This window comes from Streptomyces sp. DI166 (genome assembly GCF_900091315.1).
GTDB classification, from domain to species: Bacteria; Actinomycetota; Actinomycetes; order Streptomycetales; family Streptomycetaceae; genus Streptomyces; species Streptomyces fuscus.
On the sequence record NZ_FLSP01000009.1, the window covers coordinates 59,068 to 80,818 of the forward strand.

A 21,751-nucleotide genomic window follows, 5' to 3' on the forward strand; every position below is an offset into this window, starting at 1 on the left:
GGTCAGGAGCCGGTCACCCGGCCCGCGGAGTGGACGCCCGGCTGGTACTTGGGCAGCCGGGCGGTCACTTTCATTCCCGCCCCCACCGCGGTCTCGATGACGAGGCCGTAGTCGTCCCCGTAGACCTGGCGGAGCCGGTCGTCGACATTGGACAGCCCGATGCCGCCGGACGGGCTGACCTCGCCGGCGAGGATGCGGCGCAGCAGGTCGGGGTCCATTCCGGCGCCGTCGTCCTCGATGACGACCAGGGCCTCGGCTCCGGCGTCCTGCGCGGTGATGCCGATCCTGCACTTGCCGGTGGAGGCCGCCCGGCCCTCCAGGCCGTGCTTGACGGCGTTCTCCACCAGGGGCTGGAGGCAGAGGAAGGGCAGGGCTACCGGCAGCACCTCGGGGGCGATCTGGAGGGTGACGGAGAGCCGGTCGCCGAAGCGGGCCCGCACCAGTGCCAAGTAGTGGTCGATGGCGTGGAGTTCCTCGGCGAGCGTGGTGAAGTCGCCGTGTCTGCGGAACGAGTAGCGGGTGAAGTCGGCGAATTCCAGGAGCAGTTCGCGGGCCCGCTCGGGGTCGGTGCGCACGAAACTGGCGATCACCGCGAGCGAGTTGAAGATGAAGTGCGGGGAGATCTGGGCGCGCAGTGCCTTGATCTCGGCCTCGATGAGGCGGGTGCGGGACTGGTCGAGGTCCGCCAGCTCCAGTTGGACGGAGACCCAGCGAGCGACCTCTCCGGCGGCCCGGACCAGGACGGCGGACTCGCGGGGCGCGGCGGCGACGAGGGCGCCGTGGACGCGGTCGTCGACGGTGAGCGGGGCGACGACCGCCCAGCGCAGCGGGCAGTCGGGGGTGTCGCAGGTCAGCGGGAACGCCTCGCCGCGGCCGGACTCCAGGGGCCCGGAGAGGCGTTCCATGATCTCGGCGCGGTGGTGGGCGCCGACGCCGTCCCAGGCCAGCACCTGTTTCTCGTCGGTGAGGCAGAGGGCGTCGGTGCCGAGCAGGGAGCGCAGCCGGCGGGCCGATTTGCGGGCGGTCTCCTCGGTGAGTCCGGCCCGCAGCGGGGGCGCGGCGAGGGAGGCGGTGTGCAGGGTCTCGAAGGTGGCGTGTTCGACGGGGGTGCCGAGTCCGCCCTGGCTCTCGGGGCGCGCGGTGCGCCGTCCGAGCCAGAACCCGGCGGCGAGCAGGGGCAGGATCGCCACGCAGAGTCCGGCGATGAAGTCGCTCATGCCCGCACCTCCCCGGCATGTTCGGCGGACAGTGCTCTCACGCCTTCACCTCCGCCAGTTCCTCGGGCAGGTGGAAGCGGGCCAGGATGCCATGGGTGCCCGGGGGGACCCGGGAGGGGGTCGCCAGGGAGACCAGGATCATGGTGAGGAAGCCCAGCGGCACCGACCAGAGGGCGGGCCAGGCCAGGAGGGCGTGCAGGGCGCCGGTGCCGAAGTAGCCGGACATGGTCGCGGCCACGGCGAGCAGGGCGGAGCCGCCGCCCACCAGCATTCCGGCGGCGGCGCCGGGCGGGGTGAGCCGGCGCCACCAGATGCCGAGCACGAGCAGCGGGCAGAAGGAGGACGCGGACACCGCGAAGGCCAGCCCGACCGCGTCGGCCACCGGCAGTCCGCCCACCAGGACGCTCGCGGCGAGCGGCACGGCCATGGCGATGACGGTGCCGAGCCGGAAGTGCCGTACGCCGCGCGAGGGCAGCACGTCCTGGGTGAGGACGCCCGCGACGGCCATGGTGAGTCCGGAGGCGGTGGACAGGAACGCGGCGAAGGCGCCGCCCGCGATCAGCGCGCCGAGCAGGTCGCCGCCGAGGCCGCCGATCATGCGCTCGGGCAGCAGCAGGACGGCGGCGTCCGCGTCGCCGGTGAGGGTCAGTTCGGGCGAGTAGAGGCGGCCGAGGGCGCCGTAGACCGGGGGCAGCAGGTAGAAGGCGCCGATCAGGCCCAGGACCGCGACGGTGGTGCGGCGGGCGGCGACTCCGTGCGGGCTGGTGTAGAAGCGGACCACGACGTGGGGCAGGCCCATGGTGCCGAGGAAGGTCGCGAGGATCAGCCCGTACGTGGCGTACAGCGGGCGCTCGCCCCGGCTCTCGGCCTGGGACGGGGAGAGGCTGCCGTCGGTGCCGCGGGCCGGTTCGGGGACGGCGGCACCCGCGTCGAAGGTCAGCCGGGTGCCCGCGTCGATCCGGTGCGTACCGGCGGGGAGTTCGACGCGCCGCCCGTCGTGCTCGTGGCCGTCGACGGTGCCGCTCACGGTGACGGTGAGCGGCCGTTCCAGACGCAGGTCCAGGCTGTCGTCGACGCGCACGGTGCGCTGTTCGCGGAAGCTGGCGGGCTCGTCGAAGGCGTGGTGGGGCGCGCCGTCCCCCTGCCAGGCGAGGATCAGGAACAGCGCGGGCACCAGCAGGGCCGTCAGCTTCAGCCAGTACTGGAAGGCCTGTACGAAGGTGATGCTGCGCATGCCGCCCGCCGCGACGATGGCGACGACCACGACCGCCACGATGACCGCGCCGAGCGAGTCGGGGGCGCCGGTGAGCACGGTCAGGGTGAGTCCGGCGCCCTGGAGCTGGGGCAGCAGGTAGAGCCAGCCGACGCCGACGACGAAGGCCCCGGCGAGCCGTCGTACCGCCTGGGAGGCGAGCCGGGCCTCGGCGAAGTCGGGGAGGGTGTAGGCGCCGGAGCGGCGCAGCGGGGCGGCGACGAACAGGAGCAGGACGAGGTATCCGGCGGTGTAGCCGACCGGGTACCAGAGCATGTCGGGGCCCTGGACGAGGACGAGTCCGGCGATGCCGAGGAAGGAGGCGGCGGAGAGGTACTCGCCGCTGATGGCGGCGGCGTTCAGACGGGGGCCGACGGTGCGGGAGGCGACGTAGAAGTCGGAGGTGGTGCGGGAGATGCGCAGTCCGAAGGCGCCGACGAAGACGGTCGCGAGGACGACCAGGGCGACGGCGGGGACGGCGAAGTTCTCGTTCACGGTGGTTCAGCGGTCCTGGTCCTCGACGAGGCGGACGAAGTCGCGTTCGTTGCGTTCGGCGCGCCGTACGTACCAGCGGGCGAGCAGCACGAGGGGGGCGTACAGGCCGAAGCCGAGGACGGCCCACTCCAGGCGCTCGGAGTCGGGGATGGTGGCGAACAGCAGGGGCAGGGGGCCGATGAGCAGGCCGAGGACGGCCACCACGGCGAGTCCGGCGCGCAGTTGGGAGCGCATCAGGGAGCGGACGTAGGTGTGGCCGAGGGTGGTCTGCTCGTCGATCTCGGTGCGCGGGCGGTAGTAGCCGGAGGCGGGCCGGGTGCGCCGGGGCGGCCCGGTGACGACGACGCGGCGCTCCGCGGGGTCCTGGCCGGGCACGTCAGGGCCTCCTCATCAGCAGTTCCCGCAGTTCGCGGGCGTGCCGTCGGCTGACCTGGAGTTCCTCGGAGCCGACGAGCACGCTCACCGTGCCCGCGTCCAGGCGGAGTTCGCCGATGTGGCGCAGGGCGACCAGGTGGCGGCGGTGGATGCGGACGAAGCCGCGGGAGCGCCAGCGCTCCTCCAGGGTGGACAGCGGGATGCGGATCAGGTGGCTGCCCCGGTCGGTGTGCAGCCGGGCGTAGTCGCCCTGCGCCTCGACATGGGTGATGTCCTCGACGGGCACGAAACGGGTCACGCCGCCGAGTTCGACGGGGATGTGGTCGGGGTCGGGCTCGCTCACGGGGATCCGCGGACCGGTGCTGCCGATGCGTTCGGCGGCGCGGCGGACGGCTTCCGCCAGGCGTTCCTTGCGGACCGGCTTGAGGACGTAGTCGACGGCCTTGAGGTCGAACGCCTGGACGGCGAAGTCCTCGTGGGCGGTGACGAACACGACCAGCGGCGGTGTGGCGAACCCGGACAGCAGCCGGGCCAGGTCCAGTCCGTCGAGGCCGGGCATGTTGATGTCCAGGAAGACGACGTCGATCGAGTCCGGTCCCGAGGGCCCCGACTCCAGCGCCCGGTTGATCCGGCGCAGCGCCTCGGTCGCGTCGCGGGCGCCCTCCGCGCTGCCGATGCGGGGATCGGCGTTCAGGAGGTACAGCAGTTCCTCCAGCGAGGGGCGTTCGTCGTCGACAGCCAGGGCACGCAGCATGAACGTGGAGTGTAGGAGTAATTCGTACGCCTGCACACGGGCCGGACCGAGGCCGTTTCCGCTGGGTAGGGTGCCGCCATGAACAGCAGGACCACCGCGTTCGACGAGCTCGACCGGAAGATCATCACCGCCCTGATGGCGAACGCCAGGACGAGTTTCGCCGAGATCGGCGCAACGATCGGGCTCTCCGCGACGGCGGTCAAGCGGCGGGTGGACCGGCTGCGGGAGACCGGTGTGATCACCGGGTTCACGGCCACCGTGAAGCCGTTGGCGCTGGGCTGGCGCACGGAGGCGTACGTCGAGGTGTACTGCGAGGGCGCGGCGCCGCCCCGGCGGCTGGCGGAGGTGGTCCGCAACCACCCGGAGATCACCGCGGCGATGACGGTGACGGGCGGCGCGGACGCGCTGCTGCATGTGCGGGCGCGGGACGTGGAGCACTTCGAGGAGGTGCTGGAACGCATCCGTGCGGAGCCTTTCATCCGCAAGACGATCAGCGTGATGGTGCTCTCCCACCTCATTCCGGAGAGTCCGGAGGCGGGCGCCAGCCACGCCGCCCCCGACGACGCAGCAGAACTGCGCTGAGCTGGCAAACTATGCAGCATTCCTGCGTGAACACGCAGTGTTCGTTCCTTGTCGGGCTTCTCCGTCACTTCCTACCTTGGTGTCAACCCAGTCCCACCCCAGGAAGCGGAGGAACCCCTCTGTGCCCGAGTCCCGTGTGCCGCGCCGGCGGCGCTACCTCGTCTGCGAACCCAGACACTTCGCCGTGCAGTACGCGATCAACCCCTGGATGCATCCCGAGGCCCGGGTCGACACCGAGCTGGCCGTGGAGCAGTGGCACAAGCTGATCGCCACCTACCGCGCCTGCGGCCACACCGTCGAGACCGTGGAGCCCGTTCCCGGCCTGCCCGACATGGTGTTCGCCGCGAACTGCGCGGTCACCATGGAGGGCAAGGTCTTCGGCTCGCTCTTCCACGCACCGGAGCGACGCCCCGAGTCCACGCACTACGAGACCTGGTTCAAGGCGGCCGGGTTCGACGTCTACCGCCCCGAGTCGGTGTGCGAGGGAGAGGGCGACCTGGTCCCGGCGGGCCGCTGGATCCTGGCCGGTACCGGTTTCCGCACCACCCGCGAGGCGCATCGCGAGGTGCAGGAGCACTTCGGTGTGCCGGTGATCGGTCTGACGCTGGTGGACCCGCTCTTCTACCACCTCGACACCGCGCTGTTCGTGCTGGACGAGGAGAACATCGCCTACTACCCGGAGGCGTTCTCGCCGGGCAGCCGCGAGGTGCTGGGGCGCCTGTACCCGGACGCGGTGATCGCGACCCGCGAGGACGCGATGGCCTTCGGCCTGAACTCCGTCTCCGACGGCCTGCACGTCTTCATCGCGCCCGGCGCGACCGCCCTCGCCGAGCAGCTGTCCGAGCGTGGCTACCTTCCCGTCCCCGTCGACCTGTCCGAGCTGCTCAAGGCAGGCGGCGGCATCAAGTGCTGCACCCAGGAGATCCGGTCATGACCGCACCCGCGCACACCCGTTCGTCCGCCGAGCTGATCCGCGCGGAGGAGCCCGTCCTCGCGCACAACTACCACCCGCTGCCCGTCGTCGTCGCGCGCGCCGAGGGCACCTGGGTGGAGGACGTCGAGGGCCGCCGCTACCTGGACATGCTGGCGGGCTACTCGGCACTCAACTTCGGCCACCGCCACCCGGGCCTGATCGAGGCCGCCCACCGTCAGCTCGACGTGCTCACCCTGACCTCTCGGGCCTTCCACAACGACCGGCTCGCCGAGTTCGCCGAGCGCCTGGCCGCCCTGACCGGCCTGGACATGGTGCTGCCCATGAACACCGGCGCCGAGGCCGTGGAGAGCGCCATCAAGGTGGCCCGCAAGTGGGCCTACGAGGTCAAGGGCGTCCCCGCCGACCGGGCGACCATCGTCGTCGCCGCGGACAACTTCCACGGCCGTACGACGACCATCGTCAGCTTCTCCACGGACGAGACCGCCCGCAGCGGCTTCGGCCCCTTCACCCCGGGCTTCCGGATCGTCCCGTACAACGACCTGGCCGCGCTGGAGGAGGCCGTCGACGACACCACGGCGGCGGTGCTCATCGAGCCCATCCAGGGCGAGGCGGGCGTGGTCATCCCGGACGACGGCTACCTGGCCGGGGTACGGGAGCTGACCCGCCGCAAGGGCTGCCTGTTCGTCGCCGACGAGATCCAGTCGGGCCTCGGCCGCACCGGCCGGACCCTCGCCGTCGAGCACGAGTCGGTCGTGCCCGACATGGTGCTGCTCGGCAAGGCGCTGGGCGGCGGCATCGTGCCGGTGTCCGCGGTGGTGGCCCGGCGCGAGGTGCTCGGGGTCCTGCGTCCGGGCGAGCACGGCTCCACGTTCGGCGGCAACCCGCTGGCCGCCGCCGTCGGCACGGCCGTGGTGGAGCTGCTGGAGACCGGCGAGTTCCAGCGCCGGGCGGCCGAACTGGGCGTGGTGCTGCGGGGCGGGCTGACCGACCTGGTCGGCAAGGGCGTCGTCGGCTTCCGGGCGCGCGGCCTGTGGGCGGGCGTCGACATCGACCCCGCCGTCGGCACCGGCCGGGAGATCAGCGAGCGGCTGATGCGGGAGGGCATCCTCGTCAAGGACACCCACGGCTCCACGATCCGGCTGGCGCCGCCGCTGACCATCACGGCCGACGAGCTGACGGGAGCACTGGCCTCGCTGGAGAAGGTGCTGGCCTAGGTCTTCTGTTCGGACCAGCCCGGCGTCACGCGTGCCCGCGGGTGGCCGACCGACCGTCCTACTGCGAGGGTGAACACTGGGATCAGAGGTGGTACACCACTGACGTAGACCACTCTCAGCGACTCTCAGCGACGGAGAGGTCGGCCGTGGGCACACAGGAGGAGCACGCCACAGCACGGCATCGGTTCGACGTGGCCGATGCCGTGCCCGTGCTGGTCGACGACCAGGGGCTGGTGACCTGCTGGACCAGCGGGGCGCAGCGGCTCCTGGACTACGGCCCGTCCGAGGTGGTGGGCCGTCCGGTGACCGGGCTGCTCGTGCCCGAGGACGCGGCCCGCCTGCCGGAGCTGGCCGAGCGGTGCCGCCGGGACAACGGCTGGGTGGGGCTGCTGACCGCCCGGCGCTCCGACGGCGCCCCGGTGCGGGTGATGACGCGGGTGGTGGCGGCTCAGGAGAAGGACGGTCCGGCGCGCTGGCTGGCACTGCTGTCGGAGATGGGCCGGGCGCCCGGCTGGAACATGAGCCGGACCGTACTGGAGCAGATGCTGGCCGGGTCGCCGGTCGGTATCGCGATCGTCGACACCGATCTGCGGTTCGTGTGGTCCAACGCGGCGCTGGAGGAGTTCGGCGGCGGACCGCCCTACCAGCGGCTGGGGCGGCGGCTCGCGGACATCCAGCCGGGACTGGACGCGGCGGCGCTGGAGACGCAGATGCGGCGGGTGCTGGAGACCGGCGAGCCGATCGTCGGTTACGAGCACCTGGGCAGCATCCGCTCGGCGCCGCACCGGGAGACGGCGCACATGATGTCGTTCACCCGGCTGGACGACGACCAGGGCCGGGCGATGGGCGTGTACTACACGGTCGTCGACGTCAGCGAGCGGCACCAGGCCCGGCGACGGCTGGCCCTGCTGGACCGGGCGGGCCGGCACATCGGGCGCACCCTGGACGTGGCCCACACCGCGCAGGAGCTGGCGGACGTGGCCGTGCCGGGCTTCGCCGACCTGGTCTGGGTGGACCTGCTGGACTCGGTGCTCAGCGGCGGGGAGCCCCAGCCCGGCCCGCTGAGCGACACCGGGCCGGTGAAGCTGCGCCGCTCCGGGTACCGCTCGGACAACGAGGACGAGGCGGTCGGCATAGGCGACGCCGCCACCTATCTGTCCGGTTCGCCGCCGATCCGCTGTCTGACCAGCGGCGACTCCTGGCGTGCCGAGCACCTCGATCCGCTGGCCCGGGAGTGGGCCGCGGATGTGCTGGGCCGCGAGGCCACGTTCCGGGAGCTGGGGCTGCACAGTGTGATGATCGTGCCGGTCCGGGCGCGGGGCGTCACCCTGGGCATCACCACGTTCCTCAGGCGCCGTCGCAAGGAGCCGTTCGACGAGGACGATCTGCGGCTCGCCGAGGACCTGGTCTCGCGGGCCGCGGTCTGCATCGACAACGCCCGCCGCTACACCCGCGAACGGGACGCCGCCCTGCTCCTGCAGCGCAGCCTGCTGCCGCACCGGCTGCCCGAGCAGGACGCCGTGGAGGTCGCCGCCTGCTACCGGCCCGCCGACGAGCTGACCGGCCTCGGCGGCGACTGGTACGACGTGGTGCCGCTGTCCGGGGCGCGGGTGGCGCTGGTCGTGGGCGAGGTCCCGGGGCACGGCACGACGGCCGCCGCCGCCATGGGCCGCCTGCGTACGGCCGTACGGACCCTCGCCGCCCTGGATCTGCGGCCCGAGGAGGTGCTGGCCCACCTCGACGACCTGGTGGGGCGCTCCGCGCGGGACGAGGGCGTGCTGCCGGACATCGAGGGCGCCGACAGTATGCGGGGCGTGGGCGCGGGCTGCCTGTACGCGGTGTACGACCCGGTGGACGGGCAGTGCACCATGGCCACCGCGGGCAATCCCTCCCCCGCCGTGGTGCTGCCGGACGGCGAGGTGACCTTCGTCGACCTGCCGCAGGGCCCGCCGCTCGGGGTGGGCGGTCCGCCCTTCGAGTCGGTCGAGATGGCGCTGGCCGAGGGCAGCACCCTCGCCATGTACACCGACGGGCTGCTCGCGCGCGGCGACCACTGGGCCACGGACGCGGACCCCGACCGGCTGGTGCCGGCCCTGGAACGCACCGCGCCCACCCTCGCCCTGCGCTCCCGGGCCGTGGTGGACGCGCTGGTGCCCGTCCGGCCGCACGACGACGTGGTGCTGCTGATGGCGCGCACCCGGCTGCTGGGCGACGACCAGGTCGCGGACTGGGACCTGCCCAGCGACCCCGCCGTCGTCGCCGACGCCCGCAAGAGCGCCGGCCGCCAGCTCGCCGAGTGGGGTCTGGAGCCACTGGCCTTCACCACCGAGCTGGTCGTCAGCGAGCTGGTCACCAACGCCATCCGGTACGCGACCGGGCCGATCCGGCTGCGGCTGATCAAGGAACGCTCACTGATCTGCGAGGTCCTCGACGGCGGCGCCTCCGCGCCGCACCTGCGCCATCCGCGCGCCACCGACGAGGGCGGGCGGGGCCTGCTGCTGGTCTCCCAGTTCACCCAGCGCTGGGGGACCCGGTTCGCCCCCGAGGGCAAGGTGATCTGGGCCGAGCAGTCCCTCGCGGATCCCGTGGAGTGATCCACCGGCAGCACATATGCCGCGGAACATGAAAAACTGGGGTGAACCAGGTGGTAAGGCGGGCAGCCATGAACGACACGGCGATGGACTACGCGGCGGTCTTCCAGGCCCTGCCCGGCATGGTGGCGGTGCTGACGCCCGAGCTGATCTACGCGGACGTCAACGAGGAGTTCCTGCACATGACCGGGCGCAGCCGCGAGGACCTGGTCGGCCGGTACCTCTTCGAGGCCTTCCCCGACAACCCCAACGACCCCACCGCCACCGGCATGCGCAACCTCGCGGCGTCCCTGCAGCGGGTGGCGGCCACCGGTGAACGGGACGTGATGGCCCTCCAGCGCTACGACGTGGAGTCGACCGAGCGGCCGGGGCACTGGGAGGAGCGGTACTGGAGCCCGGTCAACGCCCCCGTCCTCGGCCCGGACGGCACGGTCCAGTTGCTGGTGCACCGGGTCGAGGACGTGACCGAGCTGATCCGGGCGCGCGGCGGCCCGAGCGGTGGCCGGCCGCGGGTGCTGGAGGCGGAGCTGTACACGCGGGCGCGCGAGCTGCAGGAGCTCAACGACCGGCTCCGCCAGGCGCACGCCCGCGAACGCGAGGTCGCGCTCGCGCTCCAGGAGTCGATGCTGCCCGCCCGCCCCCAGGTCCGCCATCGGGCCGTGGCGGTGCGCTACCGGCCCGCGGTGGGCGCGCTGAACGTGTGCGGGGACTGGTACGACCTGGTCGACCTGGTCGGCGGCCACCGTATCGGGGTCTCCGTCGGGGACGTGGTCGGGCACGGGCTGCCGGCGGCCGGGGTGATGGGCCAGCTGCGCAGCGCGCTCAGCGCCGCGTCCCGGGTCGCCGAGGGTCCCGCCGAGGCGCTCGATGTGCTGGGCCGGTACGCGCATGTGGTGGAGGGTGCGGAATCGGCCACCGCGGTCACCACATTCGTCGATCTCGACCGGCGCACCATCGCCTACAGCAGCGCCGGACATCCGCCGCCCGCGCTCCTCCACCCGGACGGGCGGGTGGAGTTCCTCGACCGCGCCACCGATCCGCCGCTCGACGCCCGCCCCGAACCGCTGCGCCGGCCGCAGGCGCAGACGTCCTACTCCAAGGGCGCCACGCTCGTGCTCTACACCGATGGCCTGGTCGAACGCAGGCACGAGGACATCGACTCCGGTCTGGCCCGGCTCGCCAAGTCCCTTGTCGCGCACCGCCAGGACGACCCCGAGAGCCTCGCGGACGCGGTTCTGCTGGACCTGCTGCCGCCCGGCGGGGCCACCGATGACACGGCCCTTGTGGTGGTGCGTCTCTGACGGGGCGTGAGGCAGGTGTCAAGATCGCTGGAAAGGTCCACGCCAGTCGCTGCAGCGGCGGTTACGGGTGCCGTCGCCTGTGCCTACACTGACAGCCCCACAACACGCCGGTTGACCTGCAAGTAGAGGAGCTCCTCCTTGTTCTACTACCTGCTCAAGTACGTGTTGCTGGGACCTCTGTTGAGGCTGGTGTTCCGCCCCCGCATCGAGGGACTGGAGAATGTCCCCGCCTCCGGGGCGGCGATCGTGGCGGGCAACCACCTGTCCTTCTCGGACCACTTCCTGATGCCGGCGATCCTCAAGCGCCGGATCACCTTCCTGGCGAAGGCCGAGTACTTCACCGGCCCCGGCCTCAAGGGGCGGCTGACGGCGTTCTTCTTCCGCAGCGTGGGCCAGATCCCGGTCGACCGCTCGGGCAAGGAAGCAGGCAAGGCCGCGATCCGCGAGGGCCTCGGCGTCCTGCGCAAGAACGAACTGCTGGGCATCTACCCGGAGGGCACCCGCTCGCACGACGGCCGCCTGTACAAGGGCAAGGTCGGCGTCGCCGTGATGGCGCTCAAGGCGGGCGTGCCGGTGATCCCCTGCGCGATGATCGGCACCTTCGAGGCCCAGCCGCCGGGCAAGGTCATCCCCAACATCCACCCCGTGGTGATCCGTTTCGGCAAGCCCCTGGACTTCTCCCGCTACGCCGGCATGGAGAACGAGAAGGCCGTCCTGCGCGCCGTCACCGACGAGATCATGTACGCCATCCTCACCCTCTCCGAGCAGGAGTACGTCGACCAGTACGCGGCCGTCGTCAAGGCCGAGGAAGCCGCGGCGGGCGACCAGAAGTCCCGCCGCTTCCCCAGGATGCCGCTGGGCTGACCCGGTTTCTCACCCGGAGAGCGACTCCAGGGCCCGGTCCAGGAGCCGACGCAGCACTCGGGCGTCCGGCGCCACGGCGGTGACGAGGGCCGCGGGGCCGGACGGTGCGGCAAGCCGGAACACCGGACCGCCCGACCCACCCACCGCGTCCCGGGCGCCGGCCCCCACAAGCCTCACCCGGAAAACGACTCCAGGGCCCGGTCCAGGACCCGACGCAACACTCGGGCATCCGCCGCCACGACGGTGACGAGGGCCGCCGGGCCGGGCAGGGGCATGAGGGCGGCGCCTTCGCCAAGGACTTGAGGGGTCACCGGGCTCGTCCCGAACTCCGGTCGGACGATGAGGAGTTGGCCCACGGCCCGATGTCCCGCGAGCCCTGCGGGGCCGTCCCAGCCACCCGGAGCACCCAGGCCGCAGGCCAGCTCCTGGTCGAGGACGGTGCGGTCGGCGATACGGAGGGTCAGGCGGCTGGTGAGGCGGCCCGGTTCCTCCGCGGCGCGGCCGAGCACCTGCTCCTCGCGCAGGACCAGGCGGGCCGTGGCACCGAGCTCGACGCGGGTGGTGACATACAGCTCGCTGCCCGCGGCGGAGATCAACTGCTCGGGCAGCCAGTGCAGTTCACCGCCGTCGGCGACGGTGAGGCGGACGTCGTAGTGGGCCGCGCCCTTGGACTGGCCCGGGAGGGCGAGGGTCGCGGCGGCGGAGCCGATGTGCAGCCGGGCGCCGTCCGCCACGTCGGCCTCGACGGCGAACCGGTCACCGCCGAGAGGCCCGCTCATCGCGCCGACGAGCAGAACCCGGGCCGCGCCGCCGCCTCCCCCGGGTGCGCCGGGGCGCGAGCGGGCCCTCCCCCTCCAGCACGGGCAGCGCCGTACCGCCCCTGCCGTCGCCGCGGGCGCCGATCCGGGCGGTGGCGGCGACGCCGGTCACCGTCCCGCCGCCCACGCGGCGAGCTGCCCGCGCACCCACTCGGCGACCTCCCGGACGCCGTTCTCCTCGCGCAACGACTGGAAGACAACCGGCAGTTCGGCGCGCTGCGCCTTGGCGTCGGCGGCCATCCGGGCGAGGTCGGAGCCGACGTGGGGCGCGAGGTCGGTCTTGTTGACGACCAGCAGATCGGCGGTGGTGACACCGGGCCCGCCCTTGCGCGGGATGTCGTCGCCGCCCGCGACGTCGATCACGAAGATCTGCGCGTCCACGAGCCCCTTGGAGAAGGTGGCGGTCAGGTTGTCGCCACCGGACTCCACCAGGACCAGATGGAGCGGTCCGACCTCGTCCTCCAGGTCCTCGACGGCTTCGAGGTTGGCGGAGATGTCGTCCCGGATGGCGGTGTGCGGACAGGCGCCCGTTTCGACGGCGGTGATCCGCTCGGGCGGCAGCACGGCCTCCCGGAGCAGGAACTCGGCGTCCTCGCGGGTGTAGATGTCATTGGTCACGACGGCCAGCAAGAACTCGTCGCGCAACGCCCGGCACAACGCGGCCACGGTGGCCGTCTTCCCGGACCCAACGGGCCCACCAAGCCCAATACGCAAGGCCCGCCGCGCCCCATCGGGCCGCCGGGCGTCGGCACTGACGGCGGGTGTGTCGTGGTGAGGATGACCAAGATGCATGAACGGCTCCCTATTGAACTGACGGGACTCTCTCTCCAGCCCGTCCGGCGTTTGAGGACGAGGCCCGTTCAGGGCCGACAGCGGGGGTCTGGGGGCAAAGCCCCCAGGGACGGGAATGGGAAGGGGCGGCGGGGGCGAAAAACCCAGTCCCTCACGACGCGAACAACCGAACCCCCACCCCGCATGCACCTCCGCCCCGATCTCCAACAGCGGCGCCGAAGACGCGGGCAGGGCGTCAACACCCGCGACAAGAGCCTCGCGAGCCGCCTCCACCGCCGCATCCACCACCAGATCCATCTCGGACCCCAACCGCGCCAACACCCCCGTCGCGTCAAAGGGATCCAGACTCAACAACCGCACCGTCGCGGACGCAGGCCCACTCACGCTCTCGTACACCGCGCAGTACGCGGCGTCAGCAGGCCCCAGCCCAGCAGCCCTCGCCGTCAACCCCAGCACCACCGGCTGATGCGCCCCCTTGGGGAACCGCACCCCGAGCGCGTCGAGTTCACCGCTCGGCCACGTGGCACGGGCCGCGCGCAGCAACTGCCGCCCCAACTTCCGCGAAGCGACCCGCAGCGCGGGCGACGGCGTCCGGGCGTCGGCGGCGCCGTCCAGCGCGACCGGGTCCACGCCGAGGACCGCCGCCGCGGCCAGCGAAGCCGCCACCCGCCCGGCGGTGTGCAACCGCCCCCGGCAGAAGGCCTCCAGGCTCTCCGCCCCGGTCACCCGCCCCGCCTTGACCGCCTCCTCGGCCCCACCGGAGTGCGCGTGCCCCCCGGCGGGAAGGCGGCCGTCGGCCAGGACGAGAAGCGCTGCCCTGGACATCAGAAGAGGAAGTAGCGCTGGGCCATGGGCAGTTCGGCGGCGGGCGTGGCCTCGACCAGCTCCCCGTCGATGCGCACGGCGAAACTGTCGGGGTCCACCTCGACCCGCGGCCGGGCGTCGTTCTCCCGCATGTCGGCCTTGGTCACCGCCCGCGTCGAGTCGATCGCGACGAACGGCTTGCCGAGCCCGAGTCGCTCGGGCAGCCCGTCCTCGATCGCCAACGGGGCCACGAAGTTGACCGAGTTGGCGGCGGGCCCGCGCCCGATCGCCCCGAACATCGGCCGCGGCAGGATCGGCTGCGGCGTCGGGATGGAGGCGTTGGCGTCGCCCATCTGCGCGTAGGCGATCTGACCGCCCTTGAGCACGAGCTGGGGCTTGACGCCGAAGAACGCCGGGTCCCACAGCACCAGGTCGGCGAGCTTCCCGGTCTCCACGGACCCGACCTCCCCGGCGATGCCCTGGGCGAGGGCCGGGTTGATCGTGTACTTGGCGACGTAGCGCCGTACCCGCAGATTGTCCGCGCGCCCGTCGCCCGGCAGCGCGCCCCGCCGCCGCTTCATCACATGCGCGGTCTGCCAGGTGCGCAGCACCACCTCGCCGACGCGGCCCATGGCCTGCGAGTCGGAGGAGATGATCGAGATCGCGCCCAGGTCGTGCAGGATGTCCTCGGCGCCGATGGTGGAGGGCCTGATCCGGGACTCGGCGAAGGCGAGGTCCTCCGGGACCGCCGGGTTGAGGTGGTGGCACACCATCAGCATGTCGAGGTGTTCCTCGGCGGTGTTGACGGTGAACGGCCGCGTGGGGTTGGTGGAACTGGGCAGGACGTGCGGCTCGGAGACCACGGTCATGATGTCCGGCGCGTGCCCGCCGCCCGCACCCTCGGTGTGGTACGCGTGGATGCCCCGGCCGCCGATGGCGGCGAGGGTGTCCTGGACGAACCCGGCCTCGTTCAGGGTGTCGGTGTGGATGGCGATCTGGATGCCGGTGCGGTCGGCGACGGTGAGCGAGGCGTCGATGACGGCCGGGGTGGAGCCCCAGTCCTCGTGCAGCTTCAGGCCCATCGCGCCGCCGCGGATCTGGGAGAGCATCGCCTCGTGCGAGACGGTGTTGCCCTTGCCGAGGAAGCCGATGTTGAGCGGGTAGGCCTCCATCGCCTCAAGCATCCGCGCCAGGTGCCAGGGGCCGGGCGTCACGGTGGTCGCCTTGGAGCCCTCGGCGGGCCCGGTGCCGCCGCCGATCAGGGTGGTGATGCCGGAGGCCAGCGCCTCGTCGGCGATCTGCGGGCAGATGAAGTGGACGTGCGCGTCGATGGCCCCGGCGGTGACGATCTTTCCGTTGCCCGCGAGCACCTCGGTCTCGGGGCCGAGCACCAGGTCGGGGTGGACCCCGTCCATGGTGTCGGGGTTGCCGGCCTTGCCGATGCCGGTGATCCGGCCGTCGCGGATGCCGATGTCGGCCTTGACGATCCCCCAGTGGTCGATCACCACGGCGCCGGTGATGACGGTGTCCGGGGTGCCGTCTGCGCGCGTAGCACGCGACTGGCCCATGGACTCGCGGATGACCTTGCCGCCGCCGAACACGGCCTCGTCCCCGGCGAGCGAGGGCCCGCCGGAGCGGTCCTCCTCGATCTCCACCAGCAGGTCGGTGTCGGCGAGCCGGATGCGGTCGCCGGTGGTCGGGCCGAACAGGTCGGCGTAGGCGGCACGCGAGATCTCAGGCATCGAGGGCACCTCCGGTCTCCCCGCGCAGTCCGGGCACCACGCGGGCGCCGGCCAGCGGGACGAGTTCGACGTCGACGGGGATGCCGGGCTCGAAGCGCACGGCGGTCCCGGCGGCGATGTTGAGGCGCTTGCCGCGGGCGGCGGCGCGGTCGAAGTCCAGACCGGGGTTGGCCTCGGCGAAGTGGTAGTGGGAGCCGACCTGGACGGGGCGGTCGGCGGCGTTGAGGACGGTCAGCCGGGTGACCTCGCGGCCCTCGTTGTACACGATCGGACCGTCCGCGAAGAGGATCTCTCCGGGAATCATCGCTGCCGCCTCCTCAGACGATCGGCTCGTGGACGGTGACGAGCTTGGTGCCGTCGGGGAAGGTCGCCTCGACCTGAACGTCGTGGATCATCTCCGGGACGCCCTCCATGACGTCGTCCCGGGTGAGCAGCTTGCGTCCGGACGCCATCAGCTCGGCGACCGTACGGCCGTCGCGGGCGCCTTCGAGGATGTGCGAGGTGATGAGGGCGACCGCCTCGGGGTGGTTGAGCTTCAAGCCGCGGGCCCGGCGCTTCTCTGCGACGTCGGCCGCCACATGGATGAGCAGCCGCTCTTGTTCGTGCGGGGTCAGTTGCACGTCCCACCTCACCGTCTCGCTCCGGGCCGTGCGGGGCCCGGTTGCCGCGGCCACCGGCAAAGTCCCAGGTGGCGTGGGGGGAGGCTAGTTGGGGCGGGTTTCGGGCACGTTAACCGAGCTGTGATCCGGTCGCGCCCGGCCCGCGGTGCTCGGCGGCGATGCCGAAGCGCTGCGGCTCACGGGGCGCCGAGGCGGCCTCGGCGACCTTGGAGACCGCGCTGATGACCGGCTCCTCGGAGGCTGCCTCCAGGGCGTCGAGGCGCTCCAGGTCGGCCGCGGAGACAAGGGCGACGAGAGGCTTCCCGTGCCGGGTCACGACGACGCGCTCCCCGCCGTACACCACGCGGTTGATGAGGTCGGCGAGCTCAGCCCTGGCTTGCGTCACCGGGATCTCGTAGGCCATGGCTCTACGTTACGTCATGTACGTCCTGTACATTTTTTACAGGCACCCGACGAGGGAGGCACGCTCATGACCCGGCCGACCGCCCGCCATGTCCTGCCCGAGTTGTGCTGGGCCGCGCCGGGCCGACCGCGGCGGTGCTGCTCGCGGCGGGGACCCCGGGCAAGCGGTCCGCGCTGCCGGACGCGCGGGTGACGCTGAGCCAGCCGGTGGTGCCGGAGCCGGTGGAGGGGCAGGCGAGCGATCTGGCGATCCAGGCCGAGGAGCTGACGCGGATTCGGGCCCGCCTGGAGGAGATGCTCGCCCGGCACACCGGACGCAGCCGGGAACAGATCGGCGCCGACATCGAGCGGGAGAAGGTGCTCGACGCGCGGGAGGCCCTGGAGTACGGCCTGGTGGACCGGATCATTCCGAGCCGCAAGAGCACCGCAGCCGGTGAAGGGTGAGCCGCGGATGCTGCCGGACCTTCCCCCGCTGCCCGCGCTGACGCGCGCCTAGGCCGAGTTGATCGACCGTTACCTCGACGTGGTCGATCTGCTCGGGCGCATCAACCCCGCGCGCCGCAACGACACCTACGGCGGGCTGCGGGCCGCCCAGGCACTCGTGTCCCGCGCGACCGAACTGCGTGACGCGCTGGCGCTCATGCATCAGCGCGGCGAGACCGAGCTGCATGCCCCCACGCTGGCGCGTGCGCTGCGTGTGCTGGACGGGGAGCGCCGCACGGCTCGCGTCACGGTTCCTCCGCGCTCGGACAGTTGACGCACGTGAGAGCGGTGCGGGCGGCACTTCTCCATGTCGAGTCGTCCGGGCCTGAGTTGAAACGGACCAAACGACGTACCCACTGTTGGCGTAGCCGCGTGTCCTTTTTCCGGCCCGCCGGGGTTGCGCAACGCGCGTAGCGCCGGAACCGAAAGAGGCGTTCCGTCCCTGGTCCGGGCATCCCCCGACGCCTGGACGGTAGTTCGAACGGAGCAGTGTCCACCCGAACGGGTGAGTGGTGAGTAACACCACAAATCTCCGGTTCCATTGGGATTTTCGGACATCGGTGAGCCAAGATCCCTGTCTGACGACAAGCCCCCGCCACAGCGGCGGGGCGGTCCGGGCGGACGCCGAGTCCTGCCGCCGCCCGGATGACCGGTCGACAGGAGTGGATCGGCAGGAGTGGAGGACCCAAGCACGACGGGTCGCCGGTACGGAGTCTCTCCGCGCCGAGCAGCCCTTGGGGTGAAGCCGCTTTCCGCGGCCGGGCAACTTCGCCAGCCCGAATCCGACAGGTCATCCTTCACAGGCGGCTGACGAAGGGTTGCGCATGACTGCGCTCAATCGTGTCCCGTCGCTGATGGTCCGGGCCGGCACGGCCTCGGCTCTCACCCTCGCCGCCGTCGGCGGCTCGATCGTGGCTCCCGGCCTCGCCTCGGAGGCGGCCGCCGCCACTCCGGGGTCGAAGGCACTGAAGGTCGCGGCGTCGAAGAAGGGCTCCCCCTACAAGTGGGGTGCCGTGGGGCCGCACCGCTTCGACTGCTCCGGGCTCACGCTGTACTCGTACAAGAAGGCGGGCAAGAAGCTGCCTCGTACGGCGGCCCAGCAGTACAACAAGACGAAGCACATCTCCGCCGGCAACCGCAAGGCGGGTGACCTGGTGTTCTTCCACTCGGGGTCGAACGTCTACCACGTCGGCATCTACGCCGGGAAGGGCAAGATCTGGCACGCCCCCAAGACCGGTGACGTGGTGCGGCTGCAGAAGATCTGGACCAAGAGCGTCTGGTACGGCCGGGTGAGCTGACCGGGCGGTTCTCAAGGGCGGCGGCGCCCTGACGCGCCGTCGCCCTGAGGGCTGTTCAAGGGGCTTTTCCGGGGAGCGGACGGAGTTTCAGGGCTCCTGCTGCCCCGCCGCGGTGACCGGGCGGGCCGGGACCGTCCAGGGCAGTTCGATGGAGACCGTCTTGCCGCCCTCGCGGGTCGGCCGGACTCTGAGCCGGCCGCCGCACTCGGCGGTGAGCCAGCGGATGATCACCAGTCCGCGGCCGTTGTCCTGCTGGACGGCGGCGGGCAGGCGTCTGGGGAACCGCGGATGACTGTCGGTCACCCCGATGCGCAACTGCTCGTCATGGTGCAACTCGATGTCCACCGTGAAGGTGGGTGACTGGCCCAGGGTGTGCTGGACGGCGTTGGTCGCCAGTTCGGAGACGATGAGCCGGATGGTGTCGGCCGCGTCCGTCTCGGCCGGCAGCCCCCACTCCACCAGGGTGCTCACCACATAGCCGCGGGCCGCGGAGACCGAGGCGGGATCGCTCGGCAGAGTGACGGATGCTTCCAGATGGTCTGCCATGGCGACGTCGTCCCTTTCCCACGGGACCGCAGTCCGACACGGAGCGGATGGTTCGAGTACGGTCCCGGACTGGTGCTTCGTCGCCAGACTGCCATTACCTCGCCGGTCACGGTGGCGATCCACCAAGATATGCATATATCTGTCGCTCAAAGCGGTGAACTCTGCTACGCGAGACCGTATTTGGGCGGCCCGGTTGGAGTAAGGAGGAGCGCATGCAGCACGGTCCCGCGGTACGCCGCCGAAAGCTGGGCGCCGAACTGCGTGCGTTGCGCACCGGTGCGGGTCTCACCAGCGGTGAGGCGGCACGTCTGGTGGGCTGGCACCAGTCGAAGGTGAGCCGGATCGAGACCGGCGCCAGCGGGGTGAAACCGGCCGATGTGCGGTTACTCCTCGACGCCTATGGCGTGCGGGACGAGCAACTACGCGAGTTGCTCCTGGTGTTGGCGGGGTCCGACGACGGTGCCGGACGGCACCACTGGTGGCACGCGTACCGCGGGGTGCTGCCGCCGACCTACCGGGACTTCATCAGTCTGGAGTCCCAGGCCACCGCGATGCGCACCCTGGAGACCTCGGTGGTGCCGGGGCTGTTGCAGACACCGGAGTACGCGCGGGCGGTGACCCGGGCCGCGGTGGGCGGCCTGGACGAGGCGGACGAACGGCTGGACGCGCTGGTGGAGGTGCGGCTGGCCAGGCAGGACGTGCTGCGCGGCCGGCCCCCGCTGGAGCTCAGCGCGGTGCTGGACGAGGCGGTCCTGCGCCGGCGGATCGGCGGGCCCGGGGTGATGGCGCGGCAGTTGTGGCGGCTGGTGGAGGCGGGGCGGCTGCCTCAAGTGCGTTTGCAGGTACTGCCGTTCACTGCCGGGGCGCACATCGGTATCACCGGGCCTTTCGTAGTCTTCTCATTTTCGCGCACCTCTGATCTGGATGTGGTTGTTCTCGACCACTTGACGAGTAGCCTCTACCTGGAGCGGAAAGAAGACCTCCAGGCGTACACGGAGGCATTCACCACGCTTCAGATCCACGCCCTTTCGCCCGAGGAATCGTTGGATTACATCGCCGGGATAGCTGACGGCGCGTAAGGAGGCACCATGTCTGCACTGCCTCGGCACGTACCTTCCAGTACCGATCTACCAGCCGTGCACTGGCTGCGCAGCAGCTACAGCACGGGCGCGAACAACTGCGTGGAGACCGCTCGGCCGCTGACCGGACCCTGGGCCGGGCTGCTCGCCGTACGCGACTCCAAGGCTCCGGCCGGACCCGCGCTGCTCTTCTCCCCCGAGAGCTGGGCGGACTTCACAGCCACGATCAAGGCCTGAGCACCTCGATCAGCTCGCGATCAACTCCCAATCAATTTCGATCAGTTCCGCAGCCGCGGTGGCAGGGCCGTGTCACGCCGACTCATGGTCGTGTCTCGCCGATGATCCGAACAGCGCGTGCGATCTGTCCGTCCGTGAGATCCGCACGGGCGGTCAGTCGCAGACGTGAGATGCCGTCGGGCACGGAAGGAGGACGGAAACAGCCGACGGCCAGGCCCGCCGCCCGGCAGTCCGCCGCCCAGCGCACGGCCTCCTCCGGGGAGGGCGCGCGCACCGAGACGACCGCGGCGTCCGGACGTACCGCCTGATGACCCGCGGCCGTCAGGCGGGCGTGCAGTTCACCGGCCACCGCGCGTGCCCGTGCCGCCCGCTCCGGCTCCCGTCGCAACAGCCGCAGGGCCGCCAGGGCGGCACCGGTCGCGGCGGGCGCCAGGCCCGTGTCGAAGATGAACGTCCGGGCCGCGTTGACCAGATGGTCGATCACCCGGGCCGGGCCCAGCACGGCCCCGCCCTGACTGCCCAGCGACTTCGACAGCGTCACCGTGACGACGACGTCGTCCGCGCCCGCGAGCCCCGCCGCGTACGGGGCGCCCCGGCCGCCGTCGCCCAGCACTCCCAGCCCGTGGGCGTCGTCGACGACCAGTCCCGCGCCGTACTCCCGGCACGCCTCGGCCAGACCGGCCAGCGGGGCCGCGTCGCCGTCCACTGAGAAGACGGTGTCGGACACCGCGATCGCCGGTCCGTCGTGCGTCTGGAGCGCCTTGCGCACCGCGTCCGGCTCGACGTGCGCGACGACCTGGGTCGTCCCGCGGGCCAGCCGGCACCCGTCGATGAGCGAGGCGTGGTTGCCCGCGTCGGAGACGATCAGCGAGCCGTGCGGCCCGAGCGCGGTGACCGCGGCGAGGTTGGCCGCGTAGCCGGAGGAGAAGACCAGCGCCGCCTCGAAGCCGCAGAAGTCCGCCAGCTCGCGCTCCAGCTCCCCGTGGAGTTCCGTCGTACCGGTCACCAGCCGGGAGCCGGTGGCGCCGCCGCCCCAGGTCCGCGCCGCCCGGGCCGCGCCCTCGGCGACCTCGGGATGGTGGGCGAGGCCCAGGTAGTCGTTGCTCGCGAGGTCCAGCAGCGGCGAGTCGGCCGGGCGGGGGCGCAGCGTCCGGACGAGCCCGGCGCGCCGGCGCGACTCCGCCTGCTCGTCGATCCAGCCGAACGCCATGGGTCCTCCGGGGTTTTTGTAGGCAGCGCACAGACACTAGCGGTACGACCGGTCACCCAGGGTGTGGCAATACCCACACCTCCAAGCGCCCGAGTTGTACGAACTCTCCTTGGCCAGGAACCACTCCGTAGGACAGGATCA

At 71.8% G+C, this 21,751-nt stretch carries 22 protein-coding genes, 3 pseudogenes and 1 riboswitch; of the genes and pseudogenes, 11 read left to right on the forward strand and 14 right to left on the reverse strand.

Going from position 1 to position 21,751, the window contains the following annotated elements; translation table 11 throughout:
* Positions 1-2: 2 nt before the first annotated feature.
* From GA0115233_RS06955 to GA0115233_RS06970, 4 genes are read right to left on the reverse strand one after another with little or no spacing between them, the layout of a single operon-like run.
* Positions 3-1,217, reverse strand: a complete 1,215-nt coding sequence (locus tag GA0115233_RS06955; RefSeq protein ID WP_093719205.1) for a sensor histidine kinase — start codon at positions 1,215-1,217, stop codon at positions 3-5.
* Positions 1,218-1,254: 37 nt separating this feature from the next.
* Positions 1,255-2,964, reverse strand: coding sequence for a sodium/solute symporter (locus GA0115233_RS06960; RefSeq protein WP_093719206.1), 1,710 nt, complete (start codon positions 2,962-2,964; stop codon positions 1,255-1,257).
* 6 nt (positions 2,965-2,970) lie between these two features.
* Positions 2,971-3,339, reverse strand: a complete 369-nt coding sequence (locus tag GA0115233_RS06965) for a hypothetical protein (protein WP_093719207.1) — start codon at positions 3,337-3,339, stop codon at positions 2,971-2,973.
* Position 3,340: 1 nt separating this feature from the next.
* Entirely contained in the window at positions 3,341-4,093 is a 753-nt protein-coding gene (locus GA0115233_RS06970; RefSeq protein WP_093719208.1) for a LytR/AlgR family response regulator transcription factor, read from the reverse strand.
* Positions 4,094-4,171: 78 nt separating this feature from the next.
* Here GA0115233_RS06970 and GA0115233_RS06975 point away from each other — a divergent pair, with 78 nt between their 5' ends.
* From GA0115233_RS06975 to GA0115233_RS07000, 6 genes are all read left to right on the forward strand, one after another.
* Positions 4,172-4,675: an Lrp/AsnC family transcriptional regulator gene (locus GA0115233_RS06975; RefSeq protein WP_093719209.1), complete on the forward strand. Its 504-nt coding sequence runs from the start codon at positions 4,172-4,174 to the stop codon at positions 4,673-4,675.
* A gap of 121 nt (positions 4,676-4,796) precedes the next feature.
* The gene (ddaH, locus tag GA0115233_RS06980) at positions 4,797-5,609 is read left to right on the forward strand and encodes a dimethylargininase (protein WP_093719210.1); all 813 of its coding nucleotides are present in this window, start codon (positions 4,797-4,799) and stop codon (positions 5,607-5,609) included.
* Positions 5,606-6,823: an ornithine--oxo-acid transaminase gene (gene rocD / locus GA0115233_RS06985; protein WP_093719211.1), complete on the forward strand. Its 1,218-nt coding sequence runs from the start codon at positions 5,606-5,608 to the stop codon at positions 6,821-6,823. Before ddaH ends, rocD begins: the two co-directional genes overlap by 4 nt.
* 146 nt (positions 6,824-6,969) lie before the next feature.
* Complete coding sequence (locus GA0115233_RS06990; RefSeq protein WP_093719212.1) at positions 6,970-9,417, forward strand: SpoIIE family protein phosphatase; 2,448 nt, start codon at positions 6,970-6,972, stop codon at positions 9,415-9,417.
* Between the two features lie 68 nt (positions 9,418-9,485).
* Positions 9,486-10,715 (forward strand): PP2C family protein-serine/threonine phosphatase, encoded by a 1,230-nt coding sequence (locus GA0115233_RS06995; protein ID WP_093719213.1) that lies wholly within the window; start codon positions 9,486-9,488, stop codon positions 10,713-10,715.
* A gap of 138 nt (positions 10,716-10,853) precedes the next feature.
* The gene (locus GA0115233_RS07000) at positions 10,854-11,579 is read left to right on the forward strand and encodes a lysophospholipid acyltransferase family protein (RefSeq protein ID WP_093719214.1); all 726 of its coding nucleotides are present in this window, start codon (positions 10,854-10,856) and stop codon (positions 11,577-11,579) included.
* A 9-nt stretch (positions 11,580-11,588) separates the two neighbouring features.
* On the opposite strand, the gene GA0115233_RS40915 is transcribed toward GA0115233_RS07000, so the two are convergent.
* From GA0115233_RS40915 to GA0115233_RS07035, 8 genes and pseudogenes are all read right to left on the reverse strand, one after another.
* Complete coding sequence (locus GA0115233_RS40915; RefSeq protein ID WP_176711661.1) at positions 11,589-11,756, reverse strand: hypothetical protein; 168 nt, start codon at positions 11,754-11,756, stop codon at positions 11,589-11,591.
* Positions 11,753-12,524: pseudogene (locus GA0115233_RS07005) on the reverse strand (urease accessory protein UreD). The gene GA0115233_RS40915 and the pseudogene GA0115233_RS07005 overlap by 4 nt, the downstream one beginning before the upstream one ends.
* Positions 12,506-13,189 (reverse strand): urease accessory protein UreG, encoded by a 684-nt coding sequence (ureG, locus tag GA0115233_RS07010; protein WP_093719215.1) that lies wholly within the window; start codon positions 13,187-13,189, stop codon positions 12,506-12,508. The pseudogene GA0115233_RS07005 and the gene ureG overlap by 19 nt, the downstream one beginning before the upstream one ends.
* 151 nt (positions 13,190-13,340) lie before the next feature.
* Positions 13,341-14,014 (reverse strand): annotated as a pseudogene (locus GA0115233_RS07015) (urease accessory protein UreF).
* Positions 14,014-15,735: an urease subunit alpha gene (locus tag GA0115233_RS07020; protein WP_093719216.1), complete on the reverse strand. Its 1,722-nt coding sequence runs from the start codon at positions 15,733-15,735 to the stop codon at positions 14,014-14,016. Before GA0115233_RS07020 ends, GA0115233_RS07015 begins: the two are co-directional and overlap by 1 nt.
* Positions 15,728-16,039 (reverse strand): urease subunit beta, encoded by a 312-nt coding sequence (locus GA0115233_RS07025; RefSeq protein WP_093719217.1) that lies wholly within the window; start codon positions 16,037-16,039, stop codon positions 15,728-15,730. The genes GA0115233_RS07020 and GA0115233_RS07025 overlap by 8 nt, the downstream gene beginning before the upstream one ends.
* A gap of 13 nt (positions 16,040-16,052) precedes the next feature.
* Positions 16,053-16,355: an urease subunit gamma gene (locus GA0115233_RS07030; protein ID WP_093719218.1), complete on the reverse strand. Its 303-nt coding sequence runs from the start codon at positions 16,353-16,355 to the stop codon at positions 16,053-16,055.
* Between the two features lie 109 nt (positions 16,356-16,464).
* Positions 16,465-16,758: a type II toxin-antitoxin system Phd/YefM family antitoxin gene (locus GA0115233_RS07035; RefSeq protein ID WP_093719219.1), complete on the reverse strand. Its 294-nt coding sequence runs from the start codon at positions 16,756-16,758 to the stop codon at positions 16,465-16,467.
* 107 nt (positions 16,759-16,865) lie between these two features.
* On the opposite strand from GA0115233_RS07035, the pseudogene GA0115233_RS07040 reads away from it, so the two are divergent.
* The 3 genes and pseudogenes from GA0115233_RS07040 to GA0115233_RS07050 form a co-directional block, all read left to right on the forward strand.
* Positions 16,866-17,201 (forward strand): annotated as a pseudogene (locus GA0115233_RS07040) (ATP-dependent Clp protease proteolytic subunit); the annotation flags it as partial.
* A 58-nt stretch (positions 17,202-17,259) separates the two neighbouring features.
* Positions 17,260-17,514, forward strand: coding sequence for a hypothetical protein (locus GA0115233_RS07045; RefSeq protein WP_255310075.1), 255 nt, complete (start codon positions 17,260-17,262; stop codon positions 17,512-17,514).
* 338 nt (positions 17,515-17,852) lie between these two features.
* Positions 17,853-18,061, forward strand: a riboswitch (cyclic di-AMP (ydaO/yuaA leader).
* Between the two features lie 3 nt (positions 18,062-18,064).
* Positions 18,065-18,538, forward strand: coding sequence for a C40 family peptidase (locus tag GA0115233_RS07050; RefSeq protein ID WP_093719221.1), 474 nt, complete (start codon positions 18,065-18,067; stop codon positions 18,536-18,538).
* 87 nt (positions 18,539-18,625) lie between these two features.
* Here GA0115233_RS07050 and GA0115233_RS07055 read toward each other — a convergent pair whose 3' ends face one another.
* Positions 18,626-19,084: an ATP-binding protein gene (locus tag GA0115233_RS07055; RefSeq protein ID WP_093719222.1), complete on the reverse strand. Its 459-nt coding sequence runs from the start codon at positions 19,082-19,084 to the stop codon at positions 18,626-18,628.
* Between the two features lie 212 nt (positions 19,085-19,296).
* Between GA0115233_RS07055 and GA0115233_RS07060 the strand changes: the two genes are divergently transcribed.
* Together GA0115233_RS07060 and GA0115233_RS07065 are read left to right on the forward strand one after the other, a co-directional pair.
* Complete coding sequence (locus tag GA0115233_RS07060) at positions 19,297-20,163, forward strand: helix-turn-helix domain-containing protein (protein WP_093719223.1); 867 nt, start codon at positions 19,297-19,299, stop codon at positions 20,161-20,163.
* A gap of 9 nt (positions 20,164-20,172) precedes the next feature.
* The gene (locus GA0115233_RS07065) at positions 20,173-20,400 is read left to right on the forward strand and encodes a DUF397 domain-containing protein (RefSeq protein ID WP_093719224.1); all 228 of its coding nucleotides are present in this window, start codon (positions 20,173-20,175) and stop codon (positions 20,398-20,400) included.
* 82 nt (positions 20,401-20,482) lie between these two features.
* Here the strand turns inward: GA0115233_RS07065 and GA0115233_RS07070 are convergent, their stop codons facing one another.
* Complete coding sequence (locus tag GA0115233_RS07070; protein WP_093719225.1) at positions 20,483-21,610, reverse strand: 8-amino-7-oxononanoate synthase; 1,128 nt, start codon at positions 21,608-21,610, stop codon at positions 20,483-20,485.
* Between the last annotated feature and the right edge of the window lie 141 nt (positions 21,611-21,751).